This is a genomic window from Actinomadura oligospora ATCC 43269 (assembly GCF_000518265.1).
GTDB classification, from domain to species: domain Bacteria; phylum Actinomycetota; class Actinomycetes; order Streptosporangiales; family Streptosporangiaceae; genus Spirillospora; species Spirillospora oligospora.
In genome coordinates this window covers 126,301-151,432 of the sequence record NZ_JADG01000021.1, presented here as the reverse complement: position 1 = coordinate 151,432, position 25,132 = coordinate 126,301, and the positions used below count along the sequence as shown (strand labels likewise).

The 25,132-nt window shown below is 72.1% G+C and carries 24 protein-coding genes and 1 rRNA gene; 16 read left to right on the top strand and 9 right to left on the bottom strand.

The features are described 5' to 3' along the window. Positions 1-103: 103 nt before the first annotated feature. Positions 104-220, top strand: a 5S ribosomal RNA gene (gene rrf, locus P696_RS0129145). Between the two features lie 100 nt (positions 221-320). Here the strand turns inward: rrf and P696_RS0129140 are convergent. Then, positions 321-1,058, bottom strand: a complete 738-nt coding sequence (locus P696_RS0129140) for an SDR family NAD(P)-dependent oxidoreductase (RefSeq protein ID WP_026415095.1) — start codon at positions 1,056-1,058, stop codon at positions 321-323. A 99-nt stretch (positions 1,059-1,157) separates the two neighbouring features. Between P696_RS0129140 and P696_RS0129135 the strand changes: the two genes are divergently transcribed. After that, complete coding sequence (locus tag P696_RS0129135) at positions 1,158-1,814, top strand: TetR/AcrR family transcriptional regulator (RefSeq protein WP_026415094.1); 657 nt, start codon at positions 1,158-1,160, stop codon at positions 1,812-1,814. Positions 1,815-1,832: 18 nt separating this feature from the next. On the opposite strand, the gene P696_RS0129130 is transcribed toward P696_RS0129135, so the two are convergent. Further along, the gene (locus P696_RS0129130) at positions 1,833-2,630 is read right to left on the bottom strand and encodes an SAM-dependent methyltransferase (RefSeq protein WP_026415093.1); all 798 of its coding nucleotides are present in this window, start codon (positions 2,628-2,630) and stop codon (positions 1,833-1,835) included. Positions 2,631-2,886: 256 nt separating this feature from the next. On the opposite strand from P696_RS0129130, the gene P696_RS0129125 reads away from it, so the two are divergent. Further along, positions 2,887-3,600 (top strand): glutamate ABC transporter substrate-binding protein, encoded by a 714-nt coding sequence (locus tag P696_RS0129125; RefSeq protein WP_245627849.1) that lies wholly within the window; start codon positions 2,887-2,889, stop codon positions 3,598-3,600. A 29-nt stretch (positions 3,601-3,629) separates the two neighbouring features. On the opposite strand, the gene P696_RS0129120 is transcribed toward P696_RS0129125, so the two are convergent. Then, positions 3,630-4,151 carry a GNAT family N-acetyltransferase gene (locus tag P696_RS0129120; protein WP_026415091.1) on the bottom strand — a complete coding sequence of 174 codons (522 nt, stop codon included), beginning with the start codon at positions 4,149-4,151 and terminating at the stop codon, positions 3,630-3,632. A 72-nt stretch (positions 4,152-4,223) separates the two neighbouring features. On the opposite strand from P696_RS0129120, the gene murA reads away from it, so the two are divergent. The 3 genes from murA (at position 4,224) to P696_RS0129105 (ending at position 8,943) form a co-directional block, all read left to right on the top strand. Then, positions 4,224-5,531, top strand: coding sequence for a UDP-N-acetylglucosamine 1-carboxyvinyltransferase (gene murA, locus P696_RS0129115; RefSeq protein ID WP_026415090.1), 1,308 nt, complete (start codon positions 4,224-4,226; stop codon positions 5,529-5,531). Between the two features lie 258 nt (positions 5,532-5,789). Further along, the gene (locus P696_RS48875) at positions 5,790-7,355 is read left to right on the top strand and encodes an FAD-dependent monooxygenase (RefSeq protein ID WP_064744145.1); all 1,566 of its coding nucleotides are present in this window, start codon (positions 5,790-5,792) and stop codon (positions 7,353-7,355) included. 316 nt (positions 7,356-7,671) lie between these two features. Next, a complete protein-coding gene (locus P696_RS0129105; RefSeq protein ID WP_034487600.1) occupies positions 7,672-8,943 on the top strand; it encodes a serine hydrolase domain-containing protein in 1,272 nt (423 codons plus the stop codon). A 67-nt stretch (positions 8,944-9,010) separates the two neighbouring features. Here P696_RS0129105 and P696_RS0129100 read toward each other — a convergent pair whose 3' ends face one another. Continuing rightward, a complete protein-coding gene (locus tag P696_RS0129100) occupies positions 9,011-9,418 on the bottom strand; it encodes a hypothetical protein (protein ID WP_157429981.1) in 408 nt (135 codons plus the stop codon). A 243-nt stretch (positions 9,419-9,661) separates the two neighbouring features. Between P696_RS0129100 and P696_RS0129095 the strand changes: the two genes are divergently transcribed. Next, the gene (locus P696_RS0129095; RefSeq protein ID WP_026415087.1) at positions 9,662-10,129 is read left to right on the top strand and encodes a hypothetical protein; all 468 of its coding nucleotides are present in this window, start codon (positions 9,662-9,664) and stop codon (positions 10,127-10,129) included. Positions 10,130-10,340: 211 nt separating this feature from the next. Then, positions 10,341-10,523: a DUF5302 domain-containing protein gene (locus P696_RS0129090; protein WP_026415086.1), complete on the top strand. Its 183-nt coding sequence runs from the start codon at positions 10,341-10,343 to the stop codon at positions 10,521-10,523. 73 nt (positions 10,524-10,596) lie between these two features. On the opposite strand, the gene P696_RS0129085 is transcribed toward P696_RS0129090, so the two are convergent. Together P696_RS0129085 and P696_RS0129080 are read right to left on the bottom strand one after the other, a co-directional pair. Next, the gene (locus P696_RS0129085; protein WP_026415085.1) at positions 10,597-11,226 is read right to left on the bottom strand and encodes a pyridoxamine 5'-phosphate oxidase family protein; all 630 of its coding nucleotides are present in this window, start codon (positions 11,224-11,226) and stop codon (positions 10,597-10,599) included. Between the two features lie 48 nt (positions 11,227-11,274). Then, positions 11,275-12,042: a DUF899 domain-containing protein gene (locus P696_RS0129080; protein ID WP_064744144.1), complete on the bottom strand. Its 768-nt coding sequence runs from the start codon at positions 12,040-12,042 to the stop codon at positions 11,275-11,277. Between the two features lie 177 nt (positions 12,043-12,219). On the opposite strand from P696_RS0129080, the gene P696_RS48870 reads away from it, so the two are divergent. After that, on the top strand, positions 12,220-12,864 hold the full coding sequence (locus P696_RS48870; protein WP_051468316.1) for a maleylpyruvate isomerase family mycothiol-dependent enzyme: 645 nt from the start codon (positions 12,220-12,222) through the stop codon (positions 12,862-12,864). Here the strand turns inward: P696_RS48870 and P696_RS0129070 are convergent. The 3 genes from P696_RS0129070 to P696_RS0129060 form a co-directional block, all read right to left on the bottom strand. Further along, on the bottom strand, positions 12,849-13,886 hold the full coding sequence (locus P696_RS0129070) for an MBL fold metallo-hydrolase (RefSeq protein WP_026415083.1): 1,038 nt from the start codon (positions 13,884-13,886) through the stop codon (positions 12,849-12,851). The genes P696_RS48870 and P696_RS0129070 overlap by 16 nt on opposite strands. Positions 13,887-13,970: 84 nt before the next feature. After that, positions 13,971-14,855: a hypothetical protein gene (locus P696_RS48865; RefSeq protein ID WP_051468315.1), complete on the bottom strand. Its 885-nt coding sequence runs from the start codon at positions 14,853-14,855 to the stop codon at positions 13,971-13,973. Positions 14,856-14,888: 33 nt separating this feature from the next. Further along, positions 14,889-16,235 (bottom strand): M20/M25/M40 family metallo-hydrolase, encoded by a 1,347-nt coding sequence (locus tag P696_RS0129060; protein ID WP_026415082.1) that lies wholly within the window; start codon positions 16,233-16,235, stop codon positions 14,889-14,891. 118 nt (positions 16,236-16,353) lie between these two features. On the opposite strand from P696_RS0129060, the gene P696_RS0129055 reads away from it, so the two are divergent. The 7 genes from P696_RS0129055 (at position 16,354) to P696_RS0129025 (ending at position 25,006) form a co-directional block, all read left to right on the top strand. Next, complete coding sequence (locus tag P696_RS0129055) at positions 16,354-17,946, top strand: peptide ABC transporter substrate-binding protein (RefSeq protein WP_026415081.1); 1,593 nt, start codon at positions 16,354-16,356, stop codon at positions 17,944-17,946. Continuing rightward, on the top strand, positions 17,947-18,876 hold the full coding sequence (locus P696_RS0129050; RefSeq protein WP_026415080.1) for an ABC transporter permease: 930 nt from the start codon (positions 17,947-17,949) through the stop codon (positions 18,874-18,876). It abuts the gene before it with no gap. Continuing rightward, complete coding sequence (locus tag P696_RS0129045; RefSeq protein ID WP_026415079.1) at positions 18,869-19,783, top strand: ABC transporter permease; 915 nt, start codon at positions 18,869-18,871, stop codon at positions 19,781-19,783. The genes P696_RS0129050 and P696_RS0129045 overlap by 8 nt, the downstream gene beginning before the upstream one ends. Positions 19,784-19,785: 2 nt before the next feature. Continuing rightward, entirely contained in the window at positions 19,786-20,835 is a 1,050-nt protein-coding gene (locus P696_RS0129040) for an ABC transporter ATP-binding protein (RefSeq protein ID WP_026415078.1), read from the top strand. Further along, on the top strand, positions 20,825-21,838 hold the full coding sequence (locus tag P696_RS0129035) for an ABC transporter ATP-binding protein (RefSeq protein WP_026415077.1): 1,014 nt from the start codon (positions 20,825-20,827) through the stop codon (positions 21,836-21,838). The genes P696_RS0129040 and P696_RS0129035 overlap by 11 nt, the downstream gene beginning before the upstream one ends. Positions 21,839-21,847: 9 nt before the next feature. Then, entirely contained in the window at positions 21,848-22,717 is an 870-nt protein-coding gene (locus P696_RS0129030; protein WP_026415076.1) for a spermidine synthase, read from the top strand. Positions 22,718-22,924: 207 nt separating this feature from the next. Next, the gene (locus P696_RS0129025; protein ID WP_026415075.1) at positions 22,925-25,006 is read left to right on the top strand and encodes an ATP-binding SpoIIE family protein phosphatase; all 2,082 of its coding nucleotides are present in this window, start codon (positions 22,925-22,927) and stop codon (positions 25,004-25,006) included. Positions 25,007-25,132: the final 126 nt, after the last annotated feature.

The window sequence follows — 25,132 nt, the reverse complement described above, 5'->3', positions numbered from 1 at the left end:
CCCAGAAAACAATCCTGGTTGAACCGCTATAAAGTGAATATCCGAGCTTTGACGGCTCGAACGAGACTTGCCAACCCGGTGTTTCAGGGTTGTGCGTTGATCGTTCGGTGGTTATGGCGAGGGGGAAACACCCGGTCCCATCCCGAACCCGGTAGTTAAGCCCCTCAGCGCCGATGGTACTGCATGGGAGACTGTGTGGGAGAGTAGGACGCCGCCGGACATATATTGGGTGAGGCCCCGCCAGAAATGGCGGGGCCTCGCTACTTTTTTTATGGGCCCCGCCACTTGTGGCGGGGCCCTTTTTTGTTTGGGTTCTTTTCTCAGGTGGTGAGGGCGTTGAAGATGGTTTCGGCGCGGTTGCGTTTGAGGGTCATGGACCAGGCTTCGTCCGCGATCACGTCCGGGTTCAGGGTTTGGGCCGCCAGGTTGCCGTAGCGGTCGGGGTGGGCGGTGATGTGGCGGTGGATGTCGCCGCGTTCGACCACGCCACCGATCGTGAGAGTGGCCGCGTAGACGCCGTCCGGTGCGAGGGCTGCGTTGAGCGTGATGGCGTAGTTCCGGAGCGCCGCGGACGAGAGGGCGTGGGCGCCCAGCGGTGGCAGTGGGATGACGGAGCTCAGGCCGCCGGCGAACAGCAGCGTCCCTGAACGGCGCCCCCGCATGCCGGGAAGTACGGCCTGGACGGCCTCCACGGCCGGATAGACGAATCGCATGGCCTCGCTGACGTCCGCGCCGGACGTCTCGGTGATCGGGCGGGGCAACGCGTTGGGATCGTCGACCGCGCCGGGGCCGTAGTACAGGACGTCCACGGGGCCCTGCCATGCGGCGATGGCCGTCAGGGTGCTCCGGAGGCGGGCGGCGTCGCGGACGTCGGTGGGGAAGGACGCCGCTGTGACGCCCGCGTCGGCGAGCTCGGCCAGGTAGGCGGCGTGGCGGCTTCCGGTGCGGGACACGAGGGCGATGGGATGGCCCTCGCGTCCCAGGCGGTGGGCCATCGACATGCCCAGCCCCGGACCGGCTCCGAGGATCACGGCTGTTCCGGTGGCGCGTTCGGACATGGGCGATCCCTTCCGGTGGCAGAACTTGAGGCATTCCTCAAGTTGAGTGGCACGCTGGCACAAAGTTGAGGATGTCCTCAGGTTCGTACAATGGCGGGCGTGACCGCCATCGGATCCCGGCCGCTGCGCGCGGACGCCAGGCGTAACCGCGACAAGCTGGTGACGGCCGCGGCGAAGGTGTTCGCCCGGCGTGGGCTGGCCGCGCCCCTCGAGGACGTCGCCCGTGAGGCAGGGGTCAGCATCGGGACGCTGTACAACCACTTCCCCACACGGGAGGAACTGGTCGACGCGGTTTTCCGGGACCGGCTCACCGGCCTGGACCGCGTGGCCGCCGAGGCCCTGGCCGACCCGGACCCATGGAACGGGTTCGTGGTGTTCATGGAGGGGCTGTTCGCGCTTCAGGCCGAGGATCGTGGGCTGAACGAGGCGTTGGCGGCGGGGTTCACGGCGGCGAGCGGCATGGAGGAGGCGTGCGGCCGTGGGATGCGGGACCTGGGACGGGTCATCGAGCGGGCCCGGGACGCGGGTGCGCTCCGTCCTGACTTCGAGGCGTCGGACGTGGCGCTGCTCGTGCTCGGGATGTCCCGGGTGATCGGGGAGAGCATGGAGGTCGTGCCGGGGGCGTGGCGGCGGTGTCTGAGGTTCTACCTGGACGGGCTGCGTCCCGGGGCGGCGAATCCGAGCGATGTTCCGGCGCTGACTTCCGGGGAACTCGCGGAGATCGCGGCGCGGAGTCGTCCTCCGGCGCGCGGCTGAGCAGGGGCCGGGGTCTGGTCAGGGCTTGCGGGCCATGCCGGCGTAGTGCATCCGCTGGGCGAGGGACAGGTCGGCGGGCGGAGGCTCGTCGGGGTGCCACTGCGGGTTCGGGACGACGCCGGGCGGCAGGAGTTCGTAGCCGTCGAAGAAGGCGGTGATCTCCTTGGAGGTGCGGAAGCGGCCGGTGCCCAGGAGCTCGAGGAAGCGGCGCTGGAGCTCCTGCGAGAGCGGGCCGAAGTCGCAGAAGTGGGAGACGAACAGGTGGCTCCCGGACGGCACGGCGGACATGTAGGCGTCCACGATGCCCTTGGGGTCCTCGTCGTCGTGCAGGTGGTGCAGGATCGCGACGAAGAGCACGCCGACGGGCTGCGAGAAGTCGATCAGGCGGGCGACCTCCGGGTGGCCCAGGACGGTCTCCGGGTCCCGCAGGTCCGCGGTGATCACGGCGGTGCGGTCGTCGTCGGCGAGCAGGGCGCGGCCGTGCGCGAGGACGATCGGGTCCTTGTCGACGTAGACGACGCGGGAGGCCGCGGCGACGCGCTGGGCGACCTGGTGGGTGTTGTCCGCCGAGGGGAGTCCCGCGCCGAGGTCGAGGAACTGCCGGACGCCGCGTTCGGCCATGAGCCGGACGGCGCGTCCGAGTGTGGCGCGGTTGACCCGGGCCATGCTCATGATCTCGGGGAGGCCGTCCTGGAGGCGCTGCGCGACGGCCCGGTCGACCGCGAAGTTGTCCTTGCCGCCGAGGGCGACGTCGTACACGCGCGCGACGCTGGGCCTGCTCGTGTCGATGCCCTGGGGCGCCCACTCCGCCGGCATGCTCCAACCTCGATTCCCCGTCGTGGACCGTCCGTGTCGGCGATCGTATCGGCGTGGCGTCCGGCGATGGGGAGTTTCCGTCACCAACCCGTGCATCTCGCCCAGTGTTCATCTGGTGGACGTGTCCCGCGGTTATTCGTTAGGCGTGAAAGCTGTCCTACGGGTCGCCGCCGCGGCGGGGCTCGCTCTGGGGTTGACGGGGTGTGCCGCGGACGCGGCGACGGGCGGCTCGGTCGCGGGGAAACGGACCCTGGTCGTGGGGGTCAAGGCGGACCAGCCGGGGCTCGGCCTGGCGGACTCGGGCGCCCGGGTGTTCAGCGGGTTCGAGGTGGACCTGGGCGGGGAGATCGGGAAGCGGGTCGGGGCGTCCGACGTCCGGTTCGCGGCGGTCACCTCCGGGAACCGGGAGGCGCTGCTGAACACGCACAAGGTGGACCTGGTGCTCGCCTCGTACTCGATCACCGCCGAGCGCTCGACGAAGGTGACGTTCGCCGGGCCGTACTACGTGGCGCACCAGGACATCATGGTGCGGACCGGGGAGCGGCGGATCCGGGACGTCCGGGGGCTGGCCGGACGGAGGATGTGCGAGGCGAGCGGCTCGGTCTCGACGTCCCGGGTGGTGCGCGGGCTCGGAGTCGACGCGACGCTGGTGCGGGAGCCGTCGTACTCGGCGTGCGTCGGCAGGCTGCTGGACGGGTCGCTGGACGCGGTCTCCACGGGTGATCTCGTGCTCGCCGGGTTCGCCGCGCAGAACGGCGGCAAGGTGCGGATCCTGAACCGCCCGTTCACCGAGGAGCCGTACGGCGTCGGGCTGCGCAAGGGCGACGTGGACGGCTGTGAGGCGGTCAACAAGGCGATCACGAGGCTCTACCAGGACGGCACCGCGCCGCGGCTGCTCCGCAAGTGGTTCGGGGCGTCGGGGCTCACGAACCTGGTCGATACCGTCCCGGAGTTCCAGGGCTGCTCGTGAGCCTCGGGCGGCCGGGGGCGCGCCCGGTGTCAGGGCCGGGGGTCGGTGCTGAGGATGGAGTAGCGGACTCCGTCGCGCCACGCGCCGTCCCGGAAGGCGACCTCGCGGATGATCCCCTCGCGGGTGAGGCCGAGCTTCTCCAGCGTGCGCTGCTCGGCGATGTTCTCCAGCTCGGTGTCCGCCTCGAGCCGGTGGGTCCGGGTGTAGGCGAACAGGTAGCGGATGAGGAGCCGCTGGGCCTCCGTCCCGACGCCCTTGCCGCGGTGGTCGGGGTGCAGGCCGATGCCGAAGTTGTAGTAGTGCGTGAGGGGGTTGGCGATCACCTTGTGCCAGGCGACGAACCCGAGCCGGTCCTCGCCGCCCGCCACCAGCAGGACGCTGCTGTCGTCGCTGATCAGGCCGTTCTCGTGCCAGCGCCGTGCCCAGCGCCGCGCGTCGGTGTGGCCGTGCCAGGCGAAGTCGCCCGCGACGTGCGGGTCGCTGAAGAAGGACTCCAGGAACGGAAGATCGTCTTCCCGGACGGGACGGAGGGTGGGGGAACCATGATCCATACGGCCGACGGTAGCCGACCGCGCCCGGGACGCCGGGTTGGTCCCTTCGCGGCACGGTCATAGGCTGCTCGGGTGAGTGACAAGGTGTGGGAGATCGAGCCGTCCGGGCCGCTGCGCGGCGACGTCACCGTGCGAGGGGCCAAGAACGCGGTCAGTAAGCACATGGTCGCGGCGATGCTGGGAGAGGGGCCCAGCACCATCACCAACGCGCCCGACGTCGGCGAGGTCGGCATCACCGGCGCGATGCTGGAGCACCTCGGGATGCGCGTCGAGCGCTCCGACGGGGAGATCACGATCGTTCCGGGACCGGTCGCCGAGCCGAACGTCCCGAAGGCGTTCACCGGGCTGAACCGGATTCCGATCCTGATGCTGGGGCCGCTGCTGCACCTGGCCGGGGAGGCGTTCGTCCCGCTGGTCGGCGGCGACCCGATCGGCCGCCGTCCGGTGGACTTCCACGTGGACGCGCTGCGCGCGTTCGGCGCGGAGGTGGAGATCGCCGAGGACGGCATCCACGCCCGCGCGAGCCGCCTGGTCGGCACCCGGATCACGCTGCCCTACCCGAGCGTCGGCGCGACCGAGACGGTGCTGCTGGCGGCCGTCCGGGCGCAGGGCAAGACGGTGATCCGCAACGCGGCGACCGAGCCGGAGATCATCGAGCTGGCGCTGTTCCTGCAGCGGATGGGCGCGCGGATCTCGTTCGCGCCGGACCGGCGGATCGTGGTCGAGGGGGTGTCGCGGCTGAACGGCGCGCGCACCCGGCTGGCCGGGGACCGGATCGAGGCGTTCTCGTACCTGGTCGCGGGCCTGGTCACCGGCGGTGAGGTGCGGGTGCACGGCTGCCCGCAGGACCGCCTGGTCACCGCGATCACCACGCTGGACCGGATGGGCGCCCGGTTCGAGATCACCGACGAGTGGATCATGGCGTCGGCGCCGGAGGGGCTGCGCGCGGCGGCCGTCCAGACCGACACCCACCCCGGGTTCGCGACCGACTGGCAGACCCCGCTGATGGTGCTGTTCACCCAGGCGGACGGCATGTCGGTGCTGCACGAGACGGTGTACGAGAACCGGCTGGCCTACGTCCCGGCGCTGCAGAGCATGGGCGCGGAGATCGAGGTCTACGACACCTGCCTCGGCGGTCCCGCCTGCCGGTACCACGACACGGCCGCGCTGCACTCGGCGGTCGTGCGGGGTGTGACGAAGCTGCGCGGCGGCGACGTGACCATGCCGGACATCCGGGCCGGGTTCTCGGCCGTGCTCGCGGCCGCCGTCGCCGAGGGGCCGTCCACGCTGCGCGGCGTCCACCACATCGAGCGCGGCTACCACCACCCCGTAGAGCAGTTCCGGGCCCTCGGCCTGAACCTGCGCGCCCGCGAGGTGTGATCCTCGCCTTCGGGACATGAGGCGAGGCGCTCTTGCGTGATCTGAGGCATGTGGGCGTGATCTGTGCCGGTCTGGGCTGATTCGAGCCCTGCTGGAACGTGTGTTCTGGTCCGCCGGAGCCCGGCCGGGCTGCGGCGGACCTCTGCTTCGCGGCCGCGAGTGGTCAAGGGGTGGTCTGGCATGCCCCGGCGGCGGTGAGACCGGCGCGATCCGGGGAAGGGTCCCGGGCACCGGACTCCGCTGGAGAGGGGTGCCGCCATGACGGGCACCGACAACGTCGTGATCGTGGGGGCAGGACCGGCCGGGCTGCTGCTGGCCGGGGACCTGGCCGCCGCCGGGGTGGACTGCACGGTGCTGGAGCGCCGTGCGGACGTCCCGAACCTGACGCGGGCGTTCGCCGTCCACGCTCGGACGCTGGAGACGCTGCACATCCGCGGCGTCGCGGACGAGCTGCTGGAGACGGGACGGCGGGTCGGGTCGGTCAGGGTGCCCGGAGGGTCCCGGCTCGACCTGTCGGCGCTGCCGGGCCGGTACCCGTTCGTCCTGATCACGCCGCAGTTCGAGACCGAGCGGGTGCTGGAGCGGCGGGCACTCGCCGCGGGCGCGCGGATCATCCGCGGCGCCGAGGTCGTCGGGCTGCGGCAGGACGGTGACGCCGCCGAGGTCCGGTACCGCAAGGACGGCCGGGAGGAATCGGCCGAGGCCGCGTACGTGGTCGGCACGGACGGCGGGCGCAGCACGGTCCGCGAGGCGGTCGGGCTGCCGTTCCCGGGCCAGTCGGTGCTGCGGTCGGTGATGCTCGCGGACGTGCGGCTCGCCGACCCGCCCGAGGAGGCGCTGACGGTCGGGGGCTCCGGTGACGCCCTCGCGTTCGTCGCGCCGTTCGGGGACGGCTGGTACCGGGTGATCGGCTGGAACCGGGAGCACCAGGCGCCCGACTCGGAGCCGGTGGACGTCGGGGAGCTGCGCATGATCCTCCGGCGCGTCCTGGGCAGCGACCTCGGGATGGGCGAGGTCCGCTGGATGTCGCGGTTCCGCAGCGACGAGCGGCAGGCCCCGCGTTACCGGGTGGGACGGGTGTTCCTGGCCGGGGACGCGGCGCACGTGCACTCCCCGGTCGGCGGCATGGGCATGAACACCGGCCTCCAGGACGCGGCGAACCTCGGCTGGAAGCTCGTCGCGCAACTGCGCGGGGACGCGCCGTCCTGGCTGCTCGACAGCTACCACGAGGAGCGGTTCCCGGTGGGGCGCGCCGTGCTGCTGGGCAGCGGCGCGCTGCTGCGCGGCCTGCTGCTGGAGGGACGCGCGGCGAGGCTCGGCCGGGACCTCCTGCTGGGGGCGGCGACGCGGACGCCGCCGGTGGCGCGGCGGCTGGCGGGCCGGGTGTCCGGGATCGACATCTCCTACCACGCGCCGCGAGGCGCGCACCGGCTGACGGGGCGGCGCGCCCCGGACGTGCGGCTCGCGGGCGGCGGGCACCTTTACGAGGCTTTGCGGGACGGCCGGTTCGTGCTGGTCGTCGCCACGAACGACCCGGCGGTCACCTACCTGGCGGACCGGCACTGGCCGGGCCGCGTGCACTGCGTCCCGGCGGGCGGTCCGACGCGCTCGACCGTGCTCGTCCGGCCCGACGGGTACATCGCCTGGGCGACGGACGAGGCCGTCCCGGAACACCGCGCCGCCGAGATCCGCGAGGCGCTGGAGCGGTGGTGCGGGCCGCCCGCCGAGCACGGGCGTGATCAAGGCGGGGGGCGTGGCCGCGCGCGGGGACGTGGCGGCAGGCCCGGGGCCCACGCGCACACGCACCGCGCGGAGCGAGGCTAGGGCCCGTCCGATGGATCACGTATTCACCCGATGTCCGGTTCGGTCCGCCCGGTTCCCCCTTTTCGGGGCCTGGCTGGTTGCTGGCCCTGGCTAGGACGAGTCGTCCAGCGCCTGCAGTAGTCGGGCCGTAGCCATCACCATCGACGGGGCCTCTCACTGCCCGCTTGCGCTGGTTCTTTGCTGCAGGGGCTTCCGATGTATCGCGGGCGTATCGAAAGCCGCATACGCCACTGCAACAGCCCCTCGTCTTCAGTGGAGGCATGGACCGCAGCATCCCCGCGACGGTCGGCTCGTCGATCGGGAATGGATCGTGATCATGGACTCGGAGTCCGTACGTGGTGTCAATCGGCGGCGGCTGCTCGGGTTGGGCGGGTTGGCGGCCGGCGGCGTGGTGGCGGCCGGCGCCGTGCCGCTGCTGGGCTCCCGATCCGAGCATGCCGCAGCTGCGGGACGTACGGCCCCGACCGGCCCCGACATCCCGCCGGACACCCGTCCCGGCGGGGCCTATGACCGGTACGTGGCGAAGCTGGCCGCCGAGGGCAGGTTCTCCGGGGTGGTGCTGTTGTCGCACAAGGGCCGGACGGTGCTGTCCCGCAGCTACGGCATGGCCGACAAGGAGAAGGGGATCCGCAATCACGAAGGCATCGCGTTCAGCCTCAGCTCGGCGGGCAAGCCGTTCCACGCGGTGGCCCTCCTGCAACTGGCCCAGCAGGGCAAGCTGAAGCTGTCCGACACGGTGGGCACCCACCTGAAGGGCTACGCCAAGGACATCGCCGAGCAGGTGACCGTCCACCACCTGCTCTCCGCCACGTCCGGGCTGGACAGCCCGGAGGAGGACGTGCGACGCGTCTTCCGGAGCCGCAAGGAGGTGCACGAGTACTACAAGCAGCGCGCCCGGCAGGCGAGACTGGTGGGCGTCCCGGGCGCTCCCGACACCGCCCACGCGCAGGCGGAGGTCACCATCTCCGCGCTGATCGTGGAGGCCGTGGCCGGCACGACCTACTGGGACTACGTCCAGGAGAACATCTTCAAGCGCTGCGGCATGACCGGCTCGGCGTTCTACACCCGGCCGCAGTGGCTCACCGACAAGCACATCGCGCACCCGTACATGACGATGGCCGACGGCAGCCAGATCGACGCCGTCCGCAACCTGGACAAGAGCAGCCCTGGCCAGAACGTACTCGGCAAGAACCCGGGCCGCGCCTTCATCGACGCCCCCGGGGACGGCGGCTTCGCCACCGCGCCGGACCTGGTCCGGTTCGCGCACGCGCTGAGCGACGGCACGCTTTTGGACCGGCCCTGGGCCGACGTGCTCACCGGCGCGAAGATCCCCCACGGCCCGACGTCGTTCGGCGCGTACGGGATCACGGCCTCCATCGTCAACCGCCAGTGGAGGTACCAGCGCGCCGGAGGCAATCCGGGTGTCGGCGCCAACTGGGACATATATCCGTCCTCCGACTGGGTCGGCATCATTCTCAGCAACATCGACGGCGTGCCGCTGCAGGAGATGATCGGTCGGGAGACGCAGGCCATCATCGGGGCCACGCCCGGTGGCGGCGGCGGTGGCGTTGGTGGTGGTGGGGGCTGAGGTGATCAGGCGATTGACCTGAGGAGAAGGGATCGCCGCCGCCCGGCGCCGGCGTTGGGATCGTTGGTCAGACGCGCTCGATGGTCACCCGCTGTCGCGGCTTCTTCTCGGTTTCCAGGGTGAGCTTGACGACCTGCCCACGCTCGTTGCATTGATTCTGGGGGAAGGCCCCGTGAAAGTCGGGCCCGCCGAGTCTGACCCACCGTTTGCCTCCTTCCCCGTAGGGGAAGATCGCCATGCTGTGCTGCTGCTTCGGGCCACCCGCGATGGTGTAGGTGTACTGATCGTTCGCGGGTTCCCTGAAGTAGAGCCTGACCTCTTTGCCCGAGGGCAGATCGCCGCTGTAGAGCCCGCCGACGTAGCCGGTGCGCTGGCAGTTGTCGTCCACTGAGGTGGCGGAGGCGGGCATGGTCAGCCCTGCGGCGGCCGTCACCACGGCAAACGTGAGGGCGATCCGGCCGGGGAGTCGTTTCATGATCACTCCTTGCTGCTGAGCGGGTTGCGGCCGTGGGCGCGGACACTCGCCGATGGTAACAGAGTGTAAATATATGGAAGCTCTGAGTAGGTGCATGCCATCGGTCGAGGTCAGGGCCGCATCTCCCGCCCAGCAGGCAACACTCCCTCGCTGACGAGCGCGAAAGGCGCGTGATCATCACATTCTGTGATGGTGGGCCGGGTGCCTTCTCCCGCCCCAGGCGAGCGAAAGGGACCCCCGCTTATGAACACCACCCGTGCGAGCCTCCGGCATCGACTGCTCCTCGCGGCCGGCGCGGTCGGGCTCGCCCTGACCACCGGGACCGCCGCCGGAGTGGTCCTGGCCGCCACCGGCGCCGACGCCGACAACCCGAACTGCGGAGCCAAGCCCAACGATCTCCTCAGCAACTTCTACGGGACGATCCTGGGCCTCAGCAGTTCCAGCAACGCCGGCGCGGGCTTCTCGACGGATTTCAGCGCCAACGGCACCGGCAAGGCCACCGCCGCGGGCACGTCGTACAAGTTCACGTGGTCCCGCACCAGCCAAGGCCAGATCGTTCTGAAGTTCCCCGGAAGCCGCGGCCCCTTCGAAACCCGCTACAGGCTCGCGCCCCACTGCAGCGGCAGCAGCACGCAGGTCTACAACCTCATCGGCGCCGGGATCAAACACGACAACCAACTCGTCATGAGCAACCACTTCGCCAACTTCTGACCCCTGCGCGCCCGTCCAGGCCGCCGGGGCGGATCGTCATGGGGAGAGCAGCGCTCGGGCGGGCTGACCACCAGGAACCACCGGACGGGCCCGGGGGCCTTCGTGGGGTGGTGGTCGAGGTGGGCGCTCAGCTGAAAGCGGACGGCCCGGAACCACGAGCGGTCCGCGGACGTGCGAGGCTTGTACCGCCCTACGAAAGTTGGAGGTCCACATGGCCGACTCGACCGAGAACGAAGCCGGCGAGGACGAGGTGAAGCGCAGGTTCCGGGAGGCCCTGGAACGCAAGCGCGCCGCGTCCGCGAACCGTGGGCGGAGCGGGAACGGGGCGGGAAAGGTGAAGGGCGTCCACGAGCGCGCCGACCACCAGCGCCAGTTCCGCCGCAAGAGCGGCTGACGCTCCGGGTGGCGGCCCCCGCGGCGTGCGCGGGGGCCGATGACCGCCGGATGACAGGGGCGTCTCCGGTAGGTCAGGATTTGTAGAGCCGCTTGGAGTACGACTCGCCGTAGTACTCCTCCAGCTCCTCCACGCTCTCCGGCGTGGCCATGACCTCCTTGGTGATCCGGGCGTGCGAGGGCAGCACGTCGGGGTCCCAGGTCTCCGGCTTCCACAGCTGAGAGCGCAGGAACGACTTGGCGCAGTGGAAGTAGATCGTCTCGATCTCGAGTTCGAGCGCCAGCAGCGGCCGGTGCCCCTTGACGACCATGGCGTCGAAGTAGGGCGCTTCCCGCACCAGGCGCGCGCGGCCGTTGATCCGCAGCGTCTCGTTCCGGCCGGGGATGAAGAACAGCAGGCCCGCGTGCGGGTTGGACAGCACGTTGAAGTACCCGTCCGCGCGGCGGTTCCCGGGGCGTTCGGCGATCGCGATCGCGCGGTCGGACAGGACGTGCGCGAGCTGCCCGGCGGGGTCGCCCTTGGGGGACACGTCGCAGTTGCCGTCGGCGTCGCTGGTCGCGATCAGGCAGAACGGCGAGGCGGCGAGCCACTCGCGGTCGCGGGCGTGCAGGAGCGGACGCTCTTTGTCACGGGCGCGTGGCATCACCTCGCCGAGCAGGGCGCGCAGCTCGTCCGGCGAGGTGATCTCGGTCTGCTCGGGCATGGGGTCCTTCCGCCGGGGGCAGGGGGAGGACCAGCCTAAACAGGCGCCCTAGACGTCGTATTCGTCGGGGTAGGGCAGACGCCTGTCGCCCGCCTGCGGAGGGTTGTCGGCCGTGCGGTCCTTCGGTTCCTCCCACGGCTCCTGGCGGCCGAGGGCCGTGACGTCCAGGAAGTAGTAGGAGCCGCCGAGGGCCTCGGTGCCCCGGCCGTAGGCCGAGTAGGTGTGGAAGACGGTGTCGCCGTCGCGCAGGAAGCAGCTGAGGCCGTGCAGGTCGTAGGGCGCCTCCCAGCTCGTCGGGTCCCAGTCGTGCGCCTTCCACTCGGCGGCGGAGCGGTAGTTGTACTCCAGGGGCGCCTTGTCGGGGTCGAGTGAGACGTGGAAGTCGTAGTTGAACGGGCCCTCACCGGCCGAGTACCAGGGGAACGTCCAGCCCATCCGCTCCCGGAACGGGGTGATCTTGGCCATCGGGGCGCGCGAGACCGCCGCGAACGTGGTGTCACGGGACCGCAGGTGGTTCAGGTGGCCGCGGGACACCTGGTCGAGCCAGTTCGCGCAGCTCGGGCAGGTCGCGTCGTCCTGCGGGGCGAACATCGCGTGGTAGACGACGAGCTGGCGGCGGCCCTCGAACAGGCCGGCCAGGCCGACCTCGCCGTCCGGGCCCTCGAAGACGTAGTCGGTCGCGATCTCGACCATGGGCAGGCGGCGGCGCTCGGCGTTCAGCGCGTCCCGGGCGCGGGTGAGCTCCTTCTCCTTCTCCAGCAGGCGTTTGCGGGCGGCCAGCCACTCCTCGGGTGTGACGACGTCCGGTAGTGCCATCGTGATCGTCTCCTTCGCGGGAACGGAGCCTTGGCGGCTCTTCGAGGGAACGACCGGTGGGGGCGCGGAAAGTCATCGCGAGCGGCCGCGCGAAATGATCATGGGGAGTCGGTCGTGCGCCCGCGGCGATGAGTTCCCCGCGCTCCGGAGGTCATCTCCGGGCGAGGGGAGCGTGTCATGAGCGCGAGCGGTGGGACGGGCGGTGCGCAGGGACGGTTCGCGGAGACGGCGCGGAGGCGGGACGCGGACGCTGCGAGGCTGCTTGCGCGGGGCGCGGCGTACGCCCTCGGCAGCCTGGCGGACGTGGGGCCGGAGACATTCGGGTGCCCGACGCCGTGTGCCGGGTGGGATCTGCGCGCGCTGCTGGGGCATCTGGACGCCTCGGTGACGGGGCTCGCCGAGGCGACGACCGGTGGAATCGTCGGCCCGGTGGAGGGGTGGGAGGCTTGCCGGGCCGGTGCCGCCGATCTTGTGGACGTCGTCCGGGACGGGATCACGCGGCTGGTCGGGCTGAGGGGGGACGTCGCGCTGGTGGCCGTCGGGGACTGCGTCCTCGGGCGGGCCGATCTGGCCGTGGTGGGGGCGATGGAGCTGACCGTCCACGGCTGGGACGTCGGGCGGGCGACGGGTGCGCGGCGTCCCGTTCCGCCGGGGCTGGCGCTGGGGTTGCTGCGGCACGCGCCCCGGCTCGTCACGGCGGACATGCGCGGGGCGCTGTTCGCCCGGCCCGTTCCGGTGCCGGACGCCACCGACCCCGGCGATCTTCTGGTGGCCTACCTCGGGCGTGACCCCAGCGGACGCGGGCCTTACGCGAGCGCGTAGGTGCGGACGCCGTTGGCCTCGTGGGCGACGAGGACGCCCTGGTCGACGAGGACGTCCAGATGCGCGTCGATCTCCAGGACGGCGAGCATCCGGCTGAACACGTCCAGGTCGTCCAGCTTGCGCTGGCGGCGCGTCCAGGACATCGCGGCGGCGACCTCGTAGGCCGTGCCGTGGCCCGCGCGGACGTGCCCGGCGGCGACGTCGAGGCGCTGCTCGTGGTGGTGCAGCAGCTCGTCCAAGCGGGTGTGGACGCTCGGGGTGACCGCTCCGTGCGCGGGGAGGAGCAGGGTGTCCGGCATGTCCCGGACGAGCCGGAGCGAGTCCAGGTAGCTGCGCAGGGGCTTGGGCTCCGGCTCGGTCTCCAGGCCGATCGACGGGCTGATGTGGGGGAGCACGTGGTCCCCGGCGAACAGCAGCCCGGCGGCGGCGTCGCGCAGGACGACGTGGCCGCGCGTGTGGCCGGGGGTGGCGAAGACGTCGAGCGAGCGGCGCGTCAGGTCGACGCGCTCGCCGTCGTCGAGCCAGGCGTCCGGCAGGATGTCCGGCATCATCTGGCGTTCGGCGGCGTTCACGACGAGCTCGGCGATCTCGGTGGCGATCGCGTCCGCTCCGCTGCGGCGCAGCAGCTCCGCCTGGCGCGGGTACAGGCGGTCCCGGACGTCGAACGCCTCGATCGTGGGCCGCTCGCCACGGCCGATCCGGACCCGTCCGCCGAAGTCGGCGCGCAGGGCGAGGGCCTGGGAGTAGTGGTCCCAGTGGGCGTGGGTGACGAGGAACTGCGCGACGTCCTCCAGGCGGTGGCCGAGTAGCCGCAGCGCGCCCTCCAGGGCCTTGCGGCTGTCCGGCATGGCCCAGCCGGAGTCGACCACGACCAGGCCGTCCGGCTCCTCGATCACGTACACGTTGACCGCGTGCAGGGACGCGACGGGCAGCGGGAGCGGGATGCGGTGCACGCCGGGCGCGACCGGGTGCGCGCCCGGCTCGGTCCAGTCCGCGGGCTGCTCCGTCAGCGGTTCCGCCACCTGTCGTCCCCCTCGGTTCCGAATCTCGTTCGGCCCCGAACCTACTGCATGGCGGCGGTGCGTTCTGTCAGCGGGGGGTGAGGATCATCCGTATTCGTCCGCTTTCGTTCGGGCGCGCGCGGCGGCGTCGGCGGCCTGCGCCCGGCGCCGTTCCGCGCGTTCCGCGCGCCGCTGAAGGCGATCACTGTGGCGTTCGGCGGCCTCCAGGTCGGCGCGGAGCCGTTCGACGCCGGCCTCCGCCTCGTCCAGCTCCCGGCGGGCCGCCTCGGCCTCCGCCTCTCGCGACTCCAGGAGCCGCTCCGCCTTCGCCGCGCGCTGGTCGGCCTCCTCTGCCTGCTTGGCCGTCTCGGCACGCTGACGGGCACGCTCAGTCCGTTTCCCGGTGACCTGGGTCTTCTGCCGTGCCGCGGACGGATTGTGGTTCGGAGTCGTTCTCGGGGCCGCCGCGCGCTTGGTGGCGGGCGTCGCGGCCGGAGCAGGCGAGGCGGCGGGCGCGAAGCCCGCGGGGACGAAGCCGGTGTGGCTCAGCGGACGGGTCAGCGCGCCCCCGCCGACCTCGTCCGCCGCGCCCGGATCGACGGTCGCGGCGAGCAGGGTGTCCTCCACCTCCCGGACGGCCGGGTCGCGCAGGGGCCGCCCGGCCTGGTCGGCGAGGCGGCGGGCGGCCCGGACGAGCAGGTCGACCAGCTCGCCGCGCCGCTGCTCCAGCCCGCCGATCGGCCGGCCCTCCGCCCACGCCGCGCGCAGGTCGGACCCGGTGTCCAGGAGCATCTGGAGCTCCGGCGCCGCGTCCCGGGACAGCAGGTTCACCGCCCACGCCGACATGGTCGGACGGCGCAGCGCCCCGACCCGCTTGGCGAGCGCGGCGTCACCGTCCTTCCGGGCGAGCTCCACGAGTTCGCGGCGCGCGGCGGTGAACTCCTCGGGGGCCACCCCGTAGAGCCGCCGCGCGGCGCTGGTGAGATCCACTCCTGGGGGATACCCCGTCTCGCGGGGCCGGAGTCAGCGGGTGTCGAGGAAGCGGTCCAGGACGCGGGTGCCGAACTCCAGCCCGGCGGTCGGGACGCGCTCGTCCACGCCGTGGAACATGGCGAAGTAGTCCAGGTCGGGCGGGAGCAGCAGCGGCGCGAAGCCGAAGCTGCGGATCCCGAGCCGCGCGAAGGACTTGCCGTCGGTCCCGCCCGCCATCACGTACGGGACGGGACGGGCCGCCTCGTCCTCGGCGCGCAGCGCGTCCGAGAGGGCGGTGAACGTCGCCCCGGACGGGTCGCCGGGCAGCGCCTCCTCGTGGTTGATGAACTCGCGGGTCACCCTGGGGCCGAGCAGCCGGTCGATCGTGGTGAGGAACTCCTCGCGCAGGCCCGGCAGGTAGCGGCCGTCCACCTGGCCCGACGCCGAGCCGGGGATCACGTTGACCTTGTAGCCCGCGTCCAGCCGGGTCGGGTTCGCCGAGTTGCGGACCGTTCCGGCGAACAGCTTGCCGATCTGCCCGAGCCGTTCGGCCTCCGCCTCCAGCCGGTCCTGGTCGATGGGCTCGCCGAGGACGTCGCCGAGCTCGGTGATCAGCGCCCGGACGGCCGGGGTGAGCCGCACCGGCCACTGGTAGGAGGCGAGTCGCGAGATCGCGTGGGCCAGCTCGGCGACCGCGTTGTCCGGAGCGGGCTTGGACCCGTGCCCGGCGGTGCCGTGCGCGGTGAGCCGCATCCACGCGGTGGACCGCTCGCCGACCGCGACCGGGTAGACGCGCGCGCCCGACGGGGCCGTGACGCTGTACCCGCCGGACTCGCTGATCGCCTCGGTGACGCCGTCGAACCAGTCCGCGTGCTCGGTCACCACGTGCCGGGAGCCGAAGTCACCGGTGCACTCCTCGTCGGCGAGGAACGCCAGCACCAGGTCACCGCGCGTCCGGCGGCCCTCGCGGAGCCGCTGCCGGACGACGGAGAGCGTCAGCGCGAGCGAGCCCTTCATGTCGACGGCGCCGCGTCCCCACACGCAGCCGTCCTCGACCTCGCCGGAGAACGGGTGGACCCGCCAGTCGGACGCCTCGGCGGGAACCACGTCCAGGTGGCCGTGGATCAGGAACGGGGGGTGGGACGGGTCGGTCCCGGCGATGCGGACGAGCGTGCTGGCGCGTCCCGGCGCGGACTCGACGACGACCGGCTCGGCGCCGACGTCCGCCAGGAGCCCGGCGACGTACTCGGCGGCGGCGCGCTCGCCCTCGGCGTCGCCCTCGCCCCGGTTGGTGGTGTCGAACCGGATCAGTTCGGAGCAGATGTCGCTGACCTCGGCGGACGCGTCCGCCCGGCCGGAGCCCGGGAACGCGGTCGCTGCGGCTGCCGATCCAGACACAGGGGGATTCCTTCCGGTGAAGTGATCTCGAATAGGTGACGAATCTCGCATGACGGGGATACGAAGATCGTTTCAACGGTACGAAGGCTTCCGCAACGCGACGCGCGAGGGAGGGCACATGACGGGCCTGGGTAGAACGGCGGCGGCCGCGGCGGTGTTGCTCGCCGTGACGACGGGTGCGACGGCCTGCGGCGGAGGCGGCAAGTCGGGCGACGGAACCTTCACCATGGGGCACTCCGAACCCGACCACCTCACGCCCGGCAACACCACCAGCAGCTACTCCTTCGACGTCATCACGAACCTGTTCGACAACATCGAGGGGCTCACCAAGGACGGCAAGCCGTACCCGCTGGCCGCCCAGTCGGTGGACACCGCCGACCAGAAGACCTGGACGATCAAGCTCCAGCCCGGCCGCAAGTTCCACAACGGCGAGCCGGTGACCGCCTCGAGCTTCGCCGACGCGTGGAACTGGGCGGCCTACGGGCCGAACGCCACCCAGGCGAACGAGTACTTCCAGCACCTGCAGGGCTACGCCGACCTCAACCCCGAGGACACCAACGCCAAGCCGAAGACCGACAAGCTGTCCGGTCTCCAGGTCGAGAACGACACGACGCTCAAGGTGACGCTGGACGGGCCGTTCAGCCAGTTCCCGTACCTGCTGACCTACCCGGCGTACGCGCCGCTGCCGAAGGCCGCCTTCAAGGACATGAAGGCGTTCGACGACCACCCGATCGGCAACGGCCCGTACGAGATGGACGGCAACTGGCAGCACAACGTCCAGATCAAGGCGAAGGCGTTCGAGGGCTACCAGGGGCAGCGCAAGCCGCACAACAAGGGCATCACCTGGAAGAGCTACTCCAGCGCCGACACCGCCTACACCGACCTGCGCGCCGGACGCATCGACGTCCTGCAGACGATCCCGGCGGCGAAGGTGCCCGAGGCGAAGCGGCTGCTCGGCGACCGGTTCATCGCGCACAAGAAGAGCACGATCGACTACCTCGCCTTCCCGCTGTGGGACTCCCGCTACGCCAACCCCAAGTTCCGGCAGGCCATCTCCATGGCCATCGACCGGCAGGGCATCAACAAGGCGGTCTACAACGGCGACTACATCGTGGCCGACTCGATCCTGCCGCCCGCGGTCCAGGGGCACCGCGACAACGCCTGCGGCGAGCTGTGCGCCTTCAACCCGGCCAAGGCCAAGCAGCTGTTCCAGGAGGCCGGCGGGTTCAAGGGCACGATGGAGCTGTACTTCTCCAACGCGCAGCCCACGTACTACCAGTGGATGCAGATCGTCGCGAACTCGCTGAAGCAGAACCTCGGCATCACCGACGTGCAGTTCCGGCAGATCCCGGCGTCCGACTACTTCAGCCTCCTGCGCAAGCGCGGGGAGAAGGGCCCGTACCGGCAGAACTGGGAGGCCGACTACCCGAGCCCCCAGAACTACCTGGAGAACATGTACGGGCCGGGCAACCGCATGGGCTGGGACAGCAAGCCGTTCAACGACCTCATCGGCAAGGCCAACGGCGCGGCCGACCAGGCCGAGGCCGTCAAGTTCTACAACCAGGCCGAGGACGTCGCGCTCCAGGAGATGCCGCAGATCCCGCTGTGGACCTGGGCGGGCCAGGCGGGCCGGTCCAGCAAGGTCGACAACGTGACCGTCACCCCCTACGCGCTCGGCCTGCTGGTGGACGAAGTCACGGTGAAGAAGTAGATGTGGCGGTACGCACTGCGGCGGCTGCTCCAGGCGGTACCGGTCTTCATCGGCACGACCCTGCTGATCTACCTGCTGGTGTTCGCCCTGCCGGGCGACCCGATCCAGGCGATGGCCGGGGACAAGCCGGTCCCGGACAGCGTCCTGCACACGCTGCGTGAGCGGTACAACCTGAACGACCCGCTGCTCGAGCAGTACGGCAAGTACATGTGGGGACTGCTCGCGCACGGGGACCTGGGCGAGAACTACGACGGCCAGAAGGTCAGCGCCATGCTGACCGGACGCTGGCAGGTGACCGCGAAGCTCGCGGTCACCGCCTGGGCCTTCGAGCTCGTCTTCGGCATCGCGCTCGGCGTGTGGGCGGGCCTGCGCCGCGGAAAGCTCGCCGACACGCTCGTCCTCGGCGGGACGACGCTGCTGATCGCCGTCCCGGTGTTCGTCGTCGGGTACACCGCGCAGATCCTGCTCGGGGTGAAGTGGCCGATCTTCCCGTCCGCGGGCGTGGACGACGGCTGGCCCTACAGCTACCTGCTGCCCGGCATGGTGCTCGGCTCGTTCGGACTGTCCTACGTCGCGCGCCTCACCCGGACGAGCCTGGCCGAGAACCTGCGCGCCGACTACGTCCGGACGGCCCGCGCGAAGGGCCTCAGCCGGACGCGCGTGGTCGTCCGGCACGGGCTGCGCAACTCGCTGATCCCCGTCGTCACCTACCTCGGCGTCGACTTCGGGTCGCTCATGGGCGGCGCGATCGTCACCGAGGGCATCTTCAACCTGCCCGGCGTCGGCCAGCAGGTGTTCCAGTCCATCCAGCTCAAGGAGGGGCCCGTCGTCGTCGGCGCGGTCACCCTGCTCGTGCTCATCTTCATCCTGGTGAACCTCGTCGTGGACCTGCTCTACGGCCTGCTCGACCCGAGGATCCGCTATGACTGACGTGCAGACCGGGGAGACCGGCGCGGCCGTCGCCGAGGCGGGCGGGCTGGTCGAGGGCCCGGCCGCGTCCCTGTGGCGGGACGCCTGGTACGACCTGAGCCGCCGCCCGCTGTTCTGGACGGCGTCGGCCGTGCTGGTGCTGGTCGCGCTGATGGCGGCCGTCCCGCGCCTGTTCACCGACCGGGGCGTCAACCAGAACTGCGACCCGAACGTCGCCAAGCAGGGACCGTCCGGGGCGCACTGGTTCGGCACCGACCTGGCCGGCTGCGACTACTACGCGCACGTCGTCCACGGCGCCCGGCCGACCCTGCTGATCGGCGTGGTCGTGACGCTGTTCGCGCTGCTCATCGCGCTGGTGTTCGGGCTGATGTCGGGCTACTACGGCGGCGTCGTGGACGCGGTGATCGCCCGGCTCACCGACGTGTTCTTCGGCCTGCCGTTCGTGCTCGGCGCGACCGTCGTGCTGGTCGCCTTCCCCGGCCACGGGATCGGCGCGATGACGCTGGTGCTGGTGCTGCTCGGCTGGACGACCATGGTCCGGATCATGCGCGGGCAGGTGATCTCGGTCCGGGACGCCGACTACGTGCGCGCGGCCCGGCTGCTCGGCGCGTCCGACGCGCGGATCATGGCCCGGCACGTCCTGCCGAACGCGATCGCGCCGGTGATCGTGGTGGCGACGCTGAACGTCGGGAACGTCATCGCGGGCGAGGCCACGCTGGACTTCCTCGGCGTCGGCCTCCAGTACCCGAAGGTGTCCTGGGGGCTCCAGCTGAACCTGGCCCAGTCCTACGTCGTGGACCACCCGCACCTGCTGGTCTTCCCGGCGCTGTTCCTGTCCGCCACGGTGCTGTCGTTCCTGCTGCTCGGCGACGCGGTGCGCGACGCCCTGGACCCGAAACTGCGGTGACCATGACTGCGGCGACCAAGAATCCGACCGGCCCCGGGGACGGCGACGCGACGCCCCTGCTCGAGGTGAGCGACCTGCGGGTCGCCTTCAGCGTGCGCGGACGCGAGGTGCGCGCGGTCAACGGGCTGAGCTACACGCTGGCGGCGGGGGAGACCCTGGCGATCCTCGGCGAGTCCGGCTCGGGCAAGAGCGTCGCGGCGCAGGCCGTGATGGGCATCCTCGACACCCCGCCCGCCCGGATCACCGGCGGCTCGGTGAAGCTGGACGGGACCGAGCTGCTCGGCCTGCCCGACAAGGAGCGCCGCCGCTTCCGGGGCGACCGGATCGCGATGGTGTTCCAGGACGCGCTGACCGCGCTCAACCCGGTGATCCCGGTCGGGGCGCAGCTCGCCGAGATGTACCGGGCGCACCGCGGCACCGGCCGCAAGGAGGCCCGGGCGAAGGCCGTCGAGCTGATGGAACGGGTCGCGATCCCGTCCGCGGCGACGCGGCTCGGCGACTACCCGCACCAGTTCTCCGGCGGGCAGCGGCAGCGCATCATGATCGCGATGGCGCTGGCGCTGGAGCCGGACGTGCTGATCGCCGACGAGCCGACGACCGCGCTGGACGTGACCGTCCAGGCGCAGATCATGCGGCTGCTCGCGCGGCTGCGCGACGAACTCGGCATGGGCCTGGTCCTCATCACCCACGACCTCGGCGTGGTCGCGGGCATCGCGGACCGGACGGTCGTCATGTACGCCGGGACGGTCGCCGAACGCGCGTCCGCGCGGGAGCTGTACGCACGTCCCGCGCACCCGTACACGCTCGGGCTGCTCGCCTCGGTGCCGCGGCTCGACCAGGACGCCGGACGCCTCGAGCCGGTGCGCGGCGCCCCGCCGGACCCGGCGGCGCTGCCGTCCGGGTGCCCGTTCCGTCCGCGCTGCCCGCGCGCCGAGGCGGTGTGCGCGGAGCAGGAGCCGCCGCTGGTCGCCGTCGCGCCGGGACACGAGGCGGCCTGTCACTTCGCGGCCGAGGTGTACGCAGGGGAGACGGAGGTGGAACATGCCGGATGAACCGATCCTCCAGGTGGACGGCCTGGTCAAGCATTACCCGATCACCCGGGGCGTGGTGGTGAAGCGGGCCGTCGGGACGGTCAAGGCCGTGGACGGCGTGGACCTGGAATTGCGGCGCGGCGAGACGCTCGGCGTCGTCGGCGAGTCCGGCTGCGGCAAGACCACCCTCGCGCGCCTCCTGCTCGCCGACGAGAGGCCCACGGCCGGGACGGTCCGGTTCGACGGCCGGGACGTCTTCGGCATGCCGCGCCGCGAGCTGCGCGCCCTGCGCCGCCGTGTCCAGATGGTGCTGCAGGACCCGTACTCCTCGCTGGACCCGCGCATGACGATCGGCGACATCGTGGCCGAGCCGTTCGCGATCCACCCGGACGTCGCGCCGAAGGGCGAGCGGCGGACACGTGTCCGCGAGCTGCTGGAGCTGGTCGGCCTCGACCCGAGCCACGTGGACCGCTATCCGCACCAGTTCTCCGGCGGGCAGCGGCAGCGCGTCGGGATCGCCCGCGCGCTCGCGCTGCGCCCGGACGTGGTGGTGTGCGACGAGCCGGTGTCGGCGCTGGACGTGTCGGTGCGCGCGCAGGTCATGAACCTGCTCGCGGACCTGCAGCGCGAACTCGGCCTGTCGTATGTGTTCATCGCCCACGACCTGGCCGCCGTCCGGTACGTGTCGGACCGGGTCGCCGTGATGTACCTGGGGAAGATCGTCGAGACCGGGACCGCGGCGGAGATCTACCGGAACCCGACGCACCCGTACACCCAGGCGCTGCTGTCGGCCGTTCCGGTGCCCGACCCGGAGGCGCCGCCCGCCGCGATCGAGCTGGAGGGCGAGCCGCCGTCGCCGATCGACCCGCCGTCCGGCTGCCGGTTCCGGACCCGCTGCTGGAAGGCCGCCGACGTGTGCGCCGAGGAGGTCCCGGCGCTGGAGGTCAGGGACGGCTCGGACCACCCCAGCGCCTGCCACTTCGCCGCCGCTCCGGCCGTCCTGGGGGCGCCGGGGGACGCATAGGCTGAGGGCATGGCGCGCAAGGGCAGCAGGAGCGGGGACGGCCCCCGCGCGGACCGCTACGAGATCACCGGTGGCGAGGCCGAGTTGTTGCGCGACGCCGACCGCGACGGCGGCTGGGTGCTGCTGGTCGGCGGTGTTCCGCAGTCGTACGTCGACCTGGCCGACCCGACCTACCTCGACTTCGAGTACATGCGGCTGATGGGCGACGTGGTCGACTGCCTCGGCGCCCCCGGCGAGCCGTTCGACGCCGTCCACATCGGCGGCGCGGGCTGCACGCTGCCCCGCTACGTCGCCGCGACCCGCCCGGGCTCCCGCCAGGTGGTGCTGGAGCCGGACGGACGGCTCGTCCAGCTCGTCCGGGAGCAGTTGCCCGTCAAGAACGTCCCCGGCCTGAAGATCCGGGTCGTCGACGGGCGCTCCGGGCTCGCCGCGGTCCCGGACGGCGCGGACGACCTGGTGGTGCTGGACGCCTTCAGCGAGGCGTCCATCCCGGTCGAGCTGACGACCGAGGAGTTCACCCGCGAGGTCGCGCGCGTCCTGCGGCCCGGCGGCGCCTACGTGATGAACGTCGCGGACGGGTTCCGGCTGCCGTTCGCGCGCCGCGTCGCCTCGACCGTCCGGTCGGTGTTCCCGCACGCCCTGCTGCTCGGCGACCCCGGTGTGCTGCGCGGGCGCCGGTTCGGCAACCTGATCCTCGTGGCGTCCCGGGCGCCGCTGCCGGTCGCCGAGCTGACCCGGCGCGCCGCGGGCGGGATCTTCCGCGCGCGGCTGCTCGAGGGGGACGACCTCGCCGCGTTCGCGGCGGGCGCGGCGGTGCTGAGGGACGGCCAGGACGTCGACGCGCCGGTGCCGCCTCCGCAGGTCTTCGGCAAGTCCTGAGCGGTCCCAGGCGGGGGTCCGGGCGGGGTTCGCGCGGGCCCGGGGCGGCGGGGTGCGCAGGTCCTGGACGGTGGAACGGTCCGGACGGCGACGGTTGCCGGAAATGACCGGGTGGCCATTATCGGGGAATGGCCGTTCGGCCGATTTTCAGGAAACTCCAAGGTCATATCGCCGCGCCGGGAAGCGCCAATGTTCCATAATCATGCGATGGAGTCGTCCACCCGGATTCTTCTGCTCGGCCTGGATTCGGCGGGCGGCGTGATCCAGTCCGACCGGAACGCCGAGACGCTGCTCGCGGGCCGTCCCGGAGGCCTGCGCGGCGCGCTGCTGGAGGACGTCGTGCCCGGCGGCGCGGCGCCGCTGGCCGAGGCGCTGCGGTCCGGCCGCGAGCGCACCGTCATGCTGCCGGTCGGCTCGGCCGCCGAGCTCGACGCGGGCGTCGCGCGCGAGGCCGTGGTGACCGTCCACCCGATGAGCCCGGTCGTGCCCGGCGCCGCCGCCTGCCCCGCCGCCCTCGCCGTGATCCGGATGCCCACGCCGCTCGTCGACCGGTTCGTCGACCCGGCCGTCACCCGGCGCGCGCTCCTGGAGGACGGCCTGCCCCGCATCGGGGCGACCCTCGATCTCGACCTGCTCGCGCGCGGCCTGATCGACGTCCTGGTCCCGCACTTCTGCAACTCCGGCGCGCTGCTGCTCCTGGAGAGCGTGGTCGACGCCGAGGAGCCGCCCGCGTCCGGCACGCCGCCGCTGCGGCGGATGGCGCTCGCCTCCGACGACGGCGACTCGGCCTGGGACGCGGCGTTCCCGACCGGCGAGGTGCTGGTCTACCCGTCCGGGACGCCGCACGAGCGGTGCCTGCTGACCGGCGAGCCCGTCCTGACCGCGCTCGGCGGCGAGGACGCGACGCTGCTCGCCGAGAAGTGGGGCCGCCCGCCGGTCGCCGACCTGCTGAAGGGCATGTCGCTGTTGCTCCTGCCGGTCCGCCTGGACGACTCGGACCGGCCGGGCGCGGCCGGATTCTTCGTCTGCACCCGCGACACCGCGCACCGCCCGTTCGACGCCTACGACATCGAGATCGGGATGGAGTTCGCGGCGCGCGCCGCCCGGTTCGTGGACGGCGCGCGCCGGTACGGCCGGGAACGCGCCACCGCGCTCACGCTGCAGCGCAGCCTCCTGCCGACCGGCCTGTCCGCGCCGTCCTCGGTCGACGTGCACCACCGCTACCTGCCGGGCTCGCGGCTGGTGGAGGTCGGCGGCGACTGGTACGAGTCGATCGCGCTGCCCGGCGGACGCGTCGCGCTCGTCGTCGGCGACGTCGCCGGGCACGGGGTGCGCGCCGCCGTGACGATGGGACGGCTGCGCACCGCGATCCACACCCTCGCCGGGCTCGACCTGCCGCCCGCCGAGGCCCTGGAACGGCTCGACCTGCTGATGTCCACCCTCGGCGAGCGCGAGCCGCACTTCGCGACCTGCGCGTACGTGGTGTACGACGCGGTCACCGGGCGGTGCGAGGTCGCCAGCGCCGGGCACCTGCCGCCGCTGCTCGCCGCGCCCGGCGCGCCCGCGACCTACCTGGACGTCCCGCCGTCCCCGCCGCTCGGCGTCGGCGACGGCCCGGTCGCCAGCCGCGTGTTCACCGTCGAGGACGGCACGCTGCTGTTCCTCTACACCGACGGCCTGGTCGAGAACCGGGGCCGCGACATCGACGACGGCCTCGCCCGGCTCCGTCGCGTCTTCGACCGCCGCGAGGAGGCGGACGCCTCGGCGGGCGGGATGGGCGGCTCGAGGGGGGCGTCGTCGCTGGCGGACCTGTGCGACGGGGCGCTCGGCGGCGTCTTCGACGACCGGCACCGGGACGACATCGCGATGCTCGTCGCGCGGCTGCGGCGCATCCCGGCGTCCCACCACGTGAGCTGGGAGCTGCCCGCCGAGCCCGCGGCGGTGCGCCGAGCCCGCGGCCTGGTCCGCGACCGCCTGGAGAGGTGGGGCCTGGGCGAGCTGGCCGACTCGACGGCGCTGCTCGCGTCCGAGCTGGTCACCAACGCGATCCGGCACGCCGGGGGACGGGTCACGCTGCGCCTGGTCCGCGAGGGCGGGCTGCTGTGCGAGGTCCAGGACTCGTCCGACGGCAGGCCCCGCGTGCACGGCACCTACGAGCCGGACGACACGGCGCTCGCCGAGACCGGCCGCGGCCTCCACGTCGTCGGACGCCTCGCGCGCCGCTGGGGCGTCCGTCGCACCGTGACGGGCAAGGCCGTCTGGTGCGAACAGGCCCTCCCCAAGGACTGACGTCGCGGAGGGCTCGCCTACCGCCGGGCGGAGGTGTGGACTGACGTCGCGGAGGGCTCGCCTACCCGCCGGGCGGAGGTGTGGACTGACGTCGCGGAGGGCTCGCCTACCCGCCGGGCGGAGGTG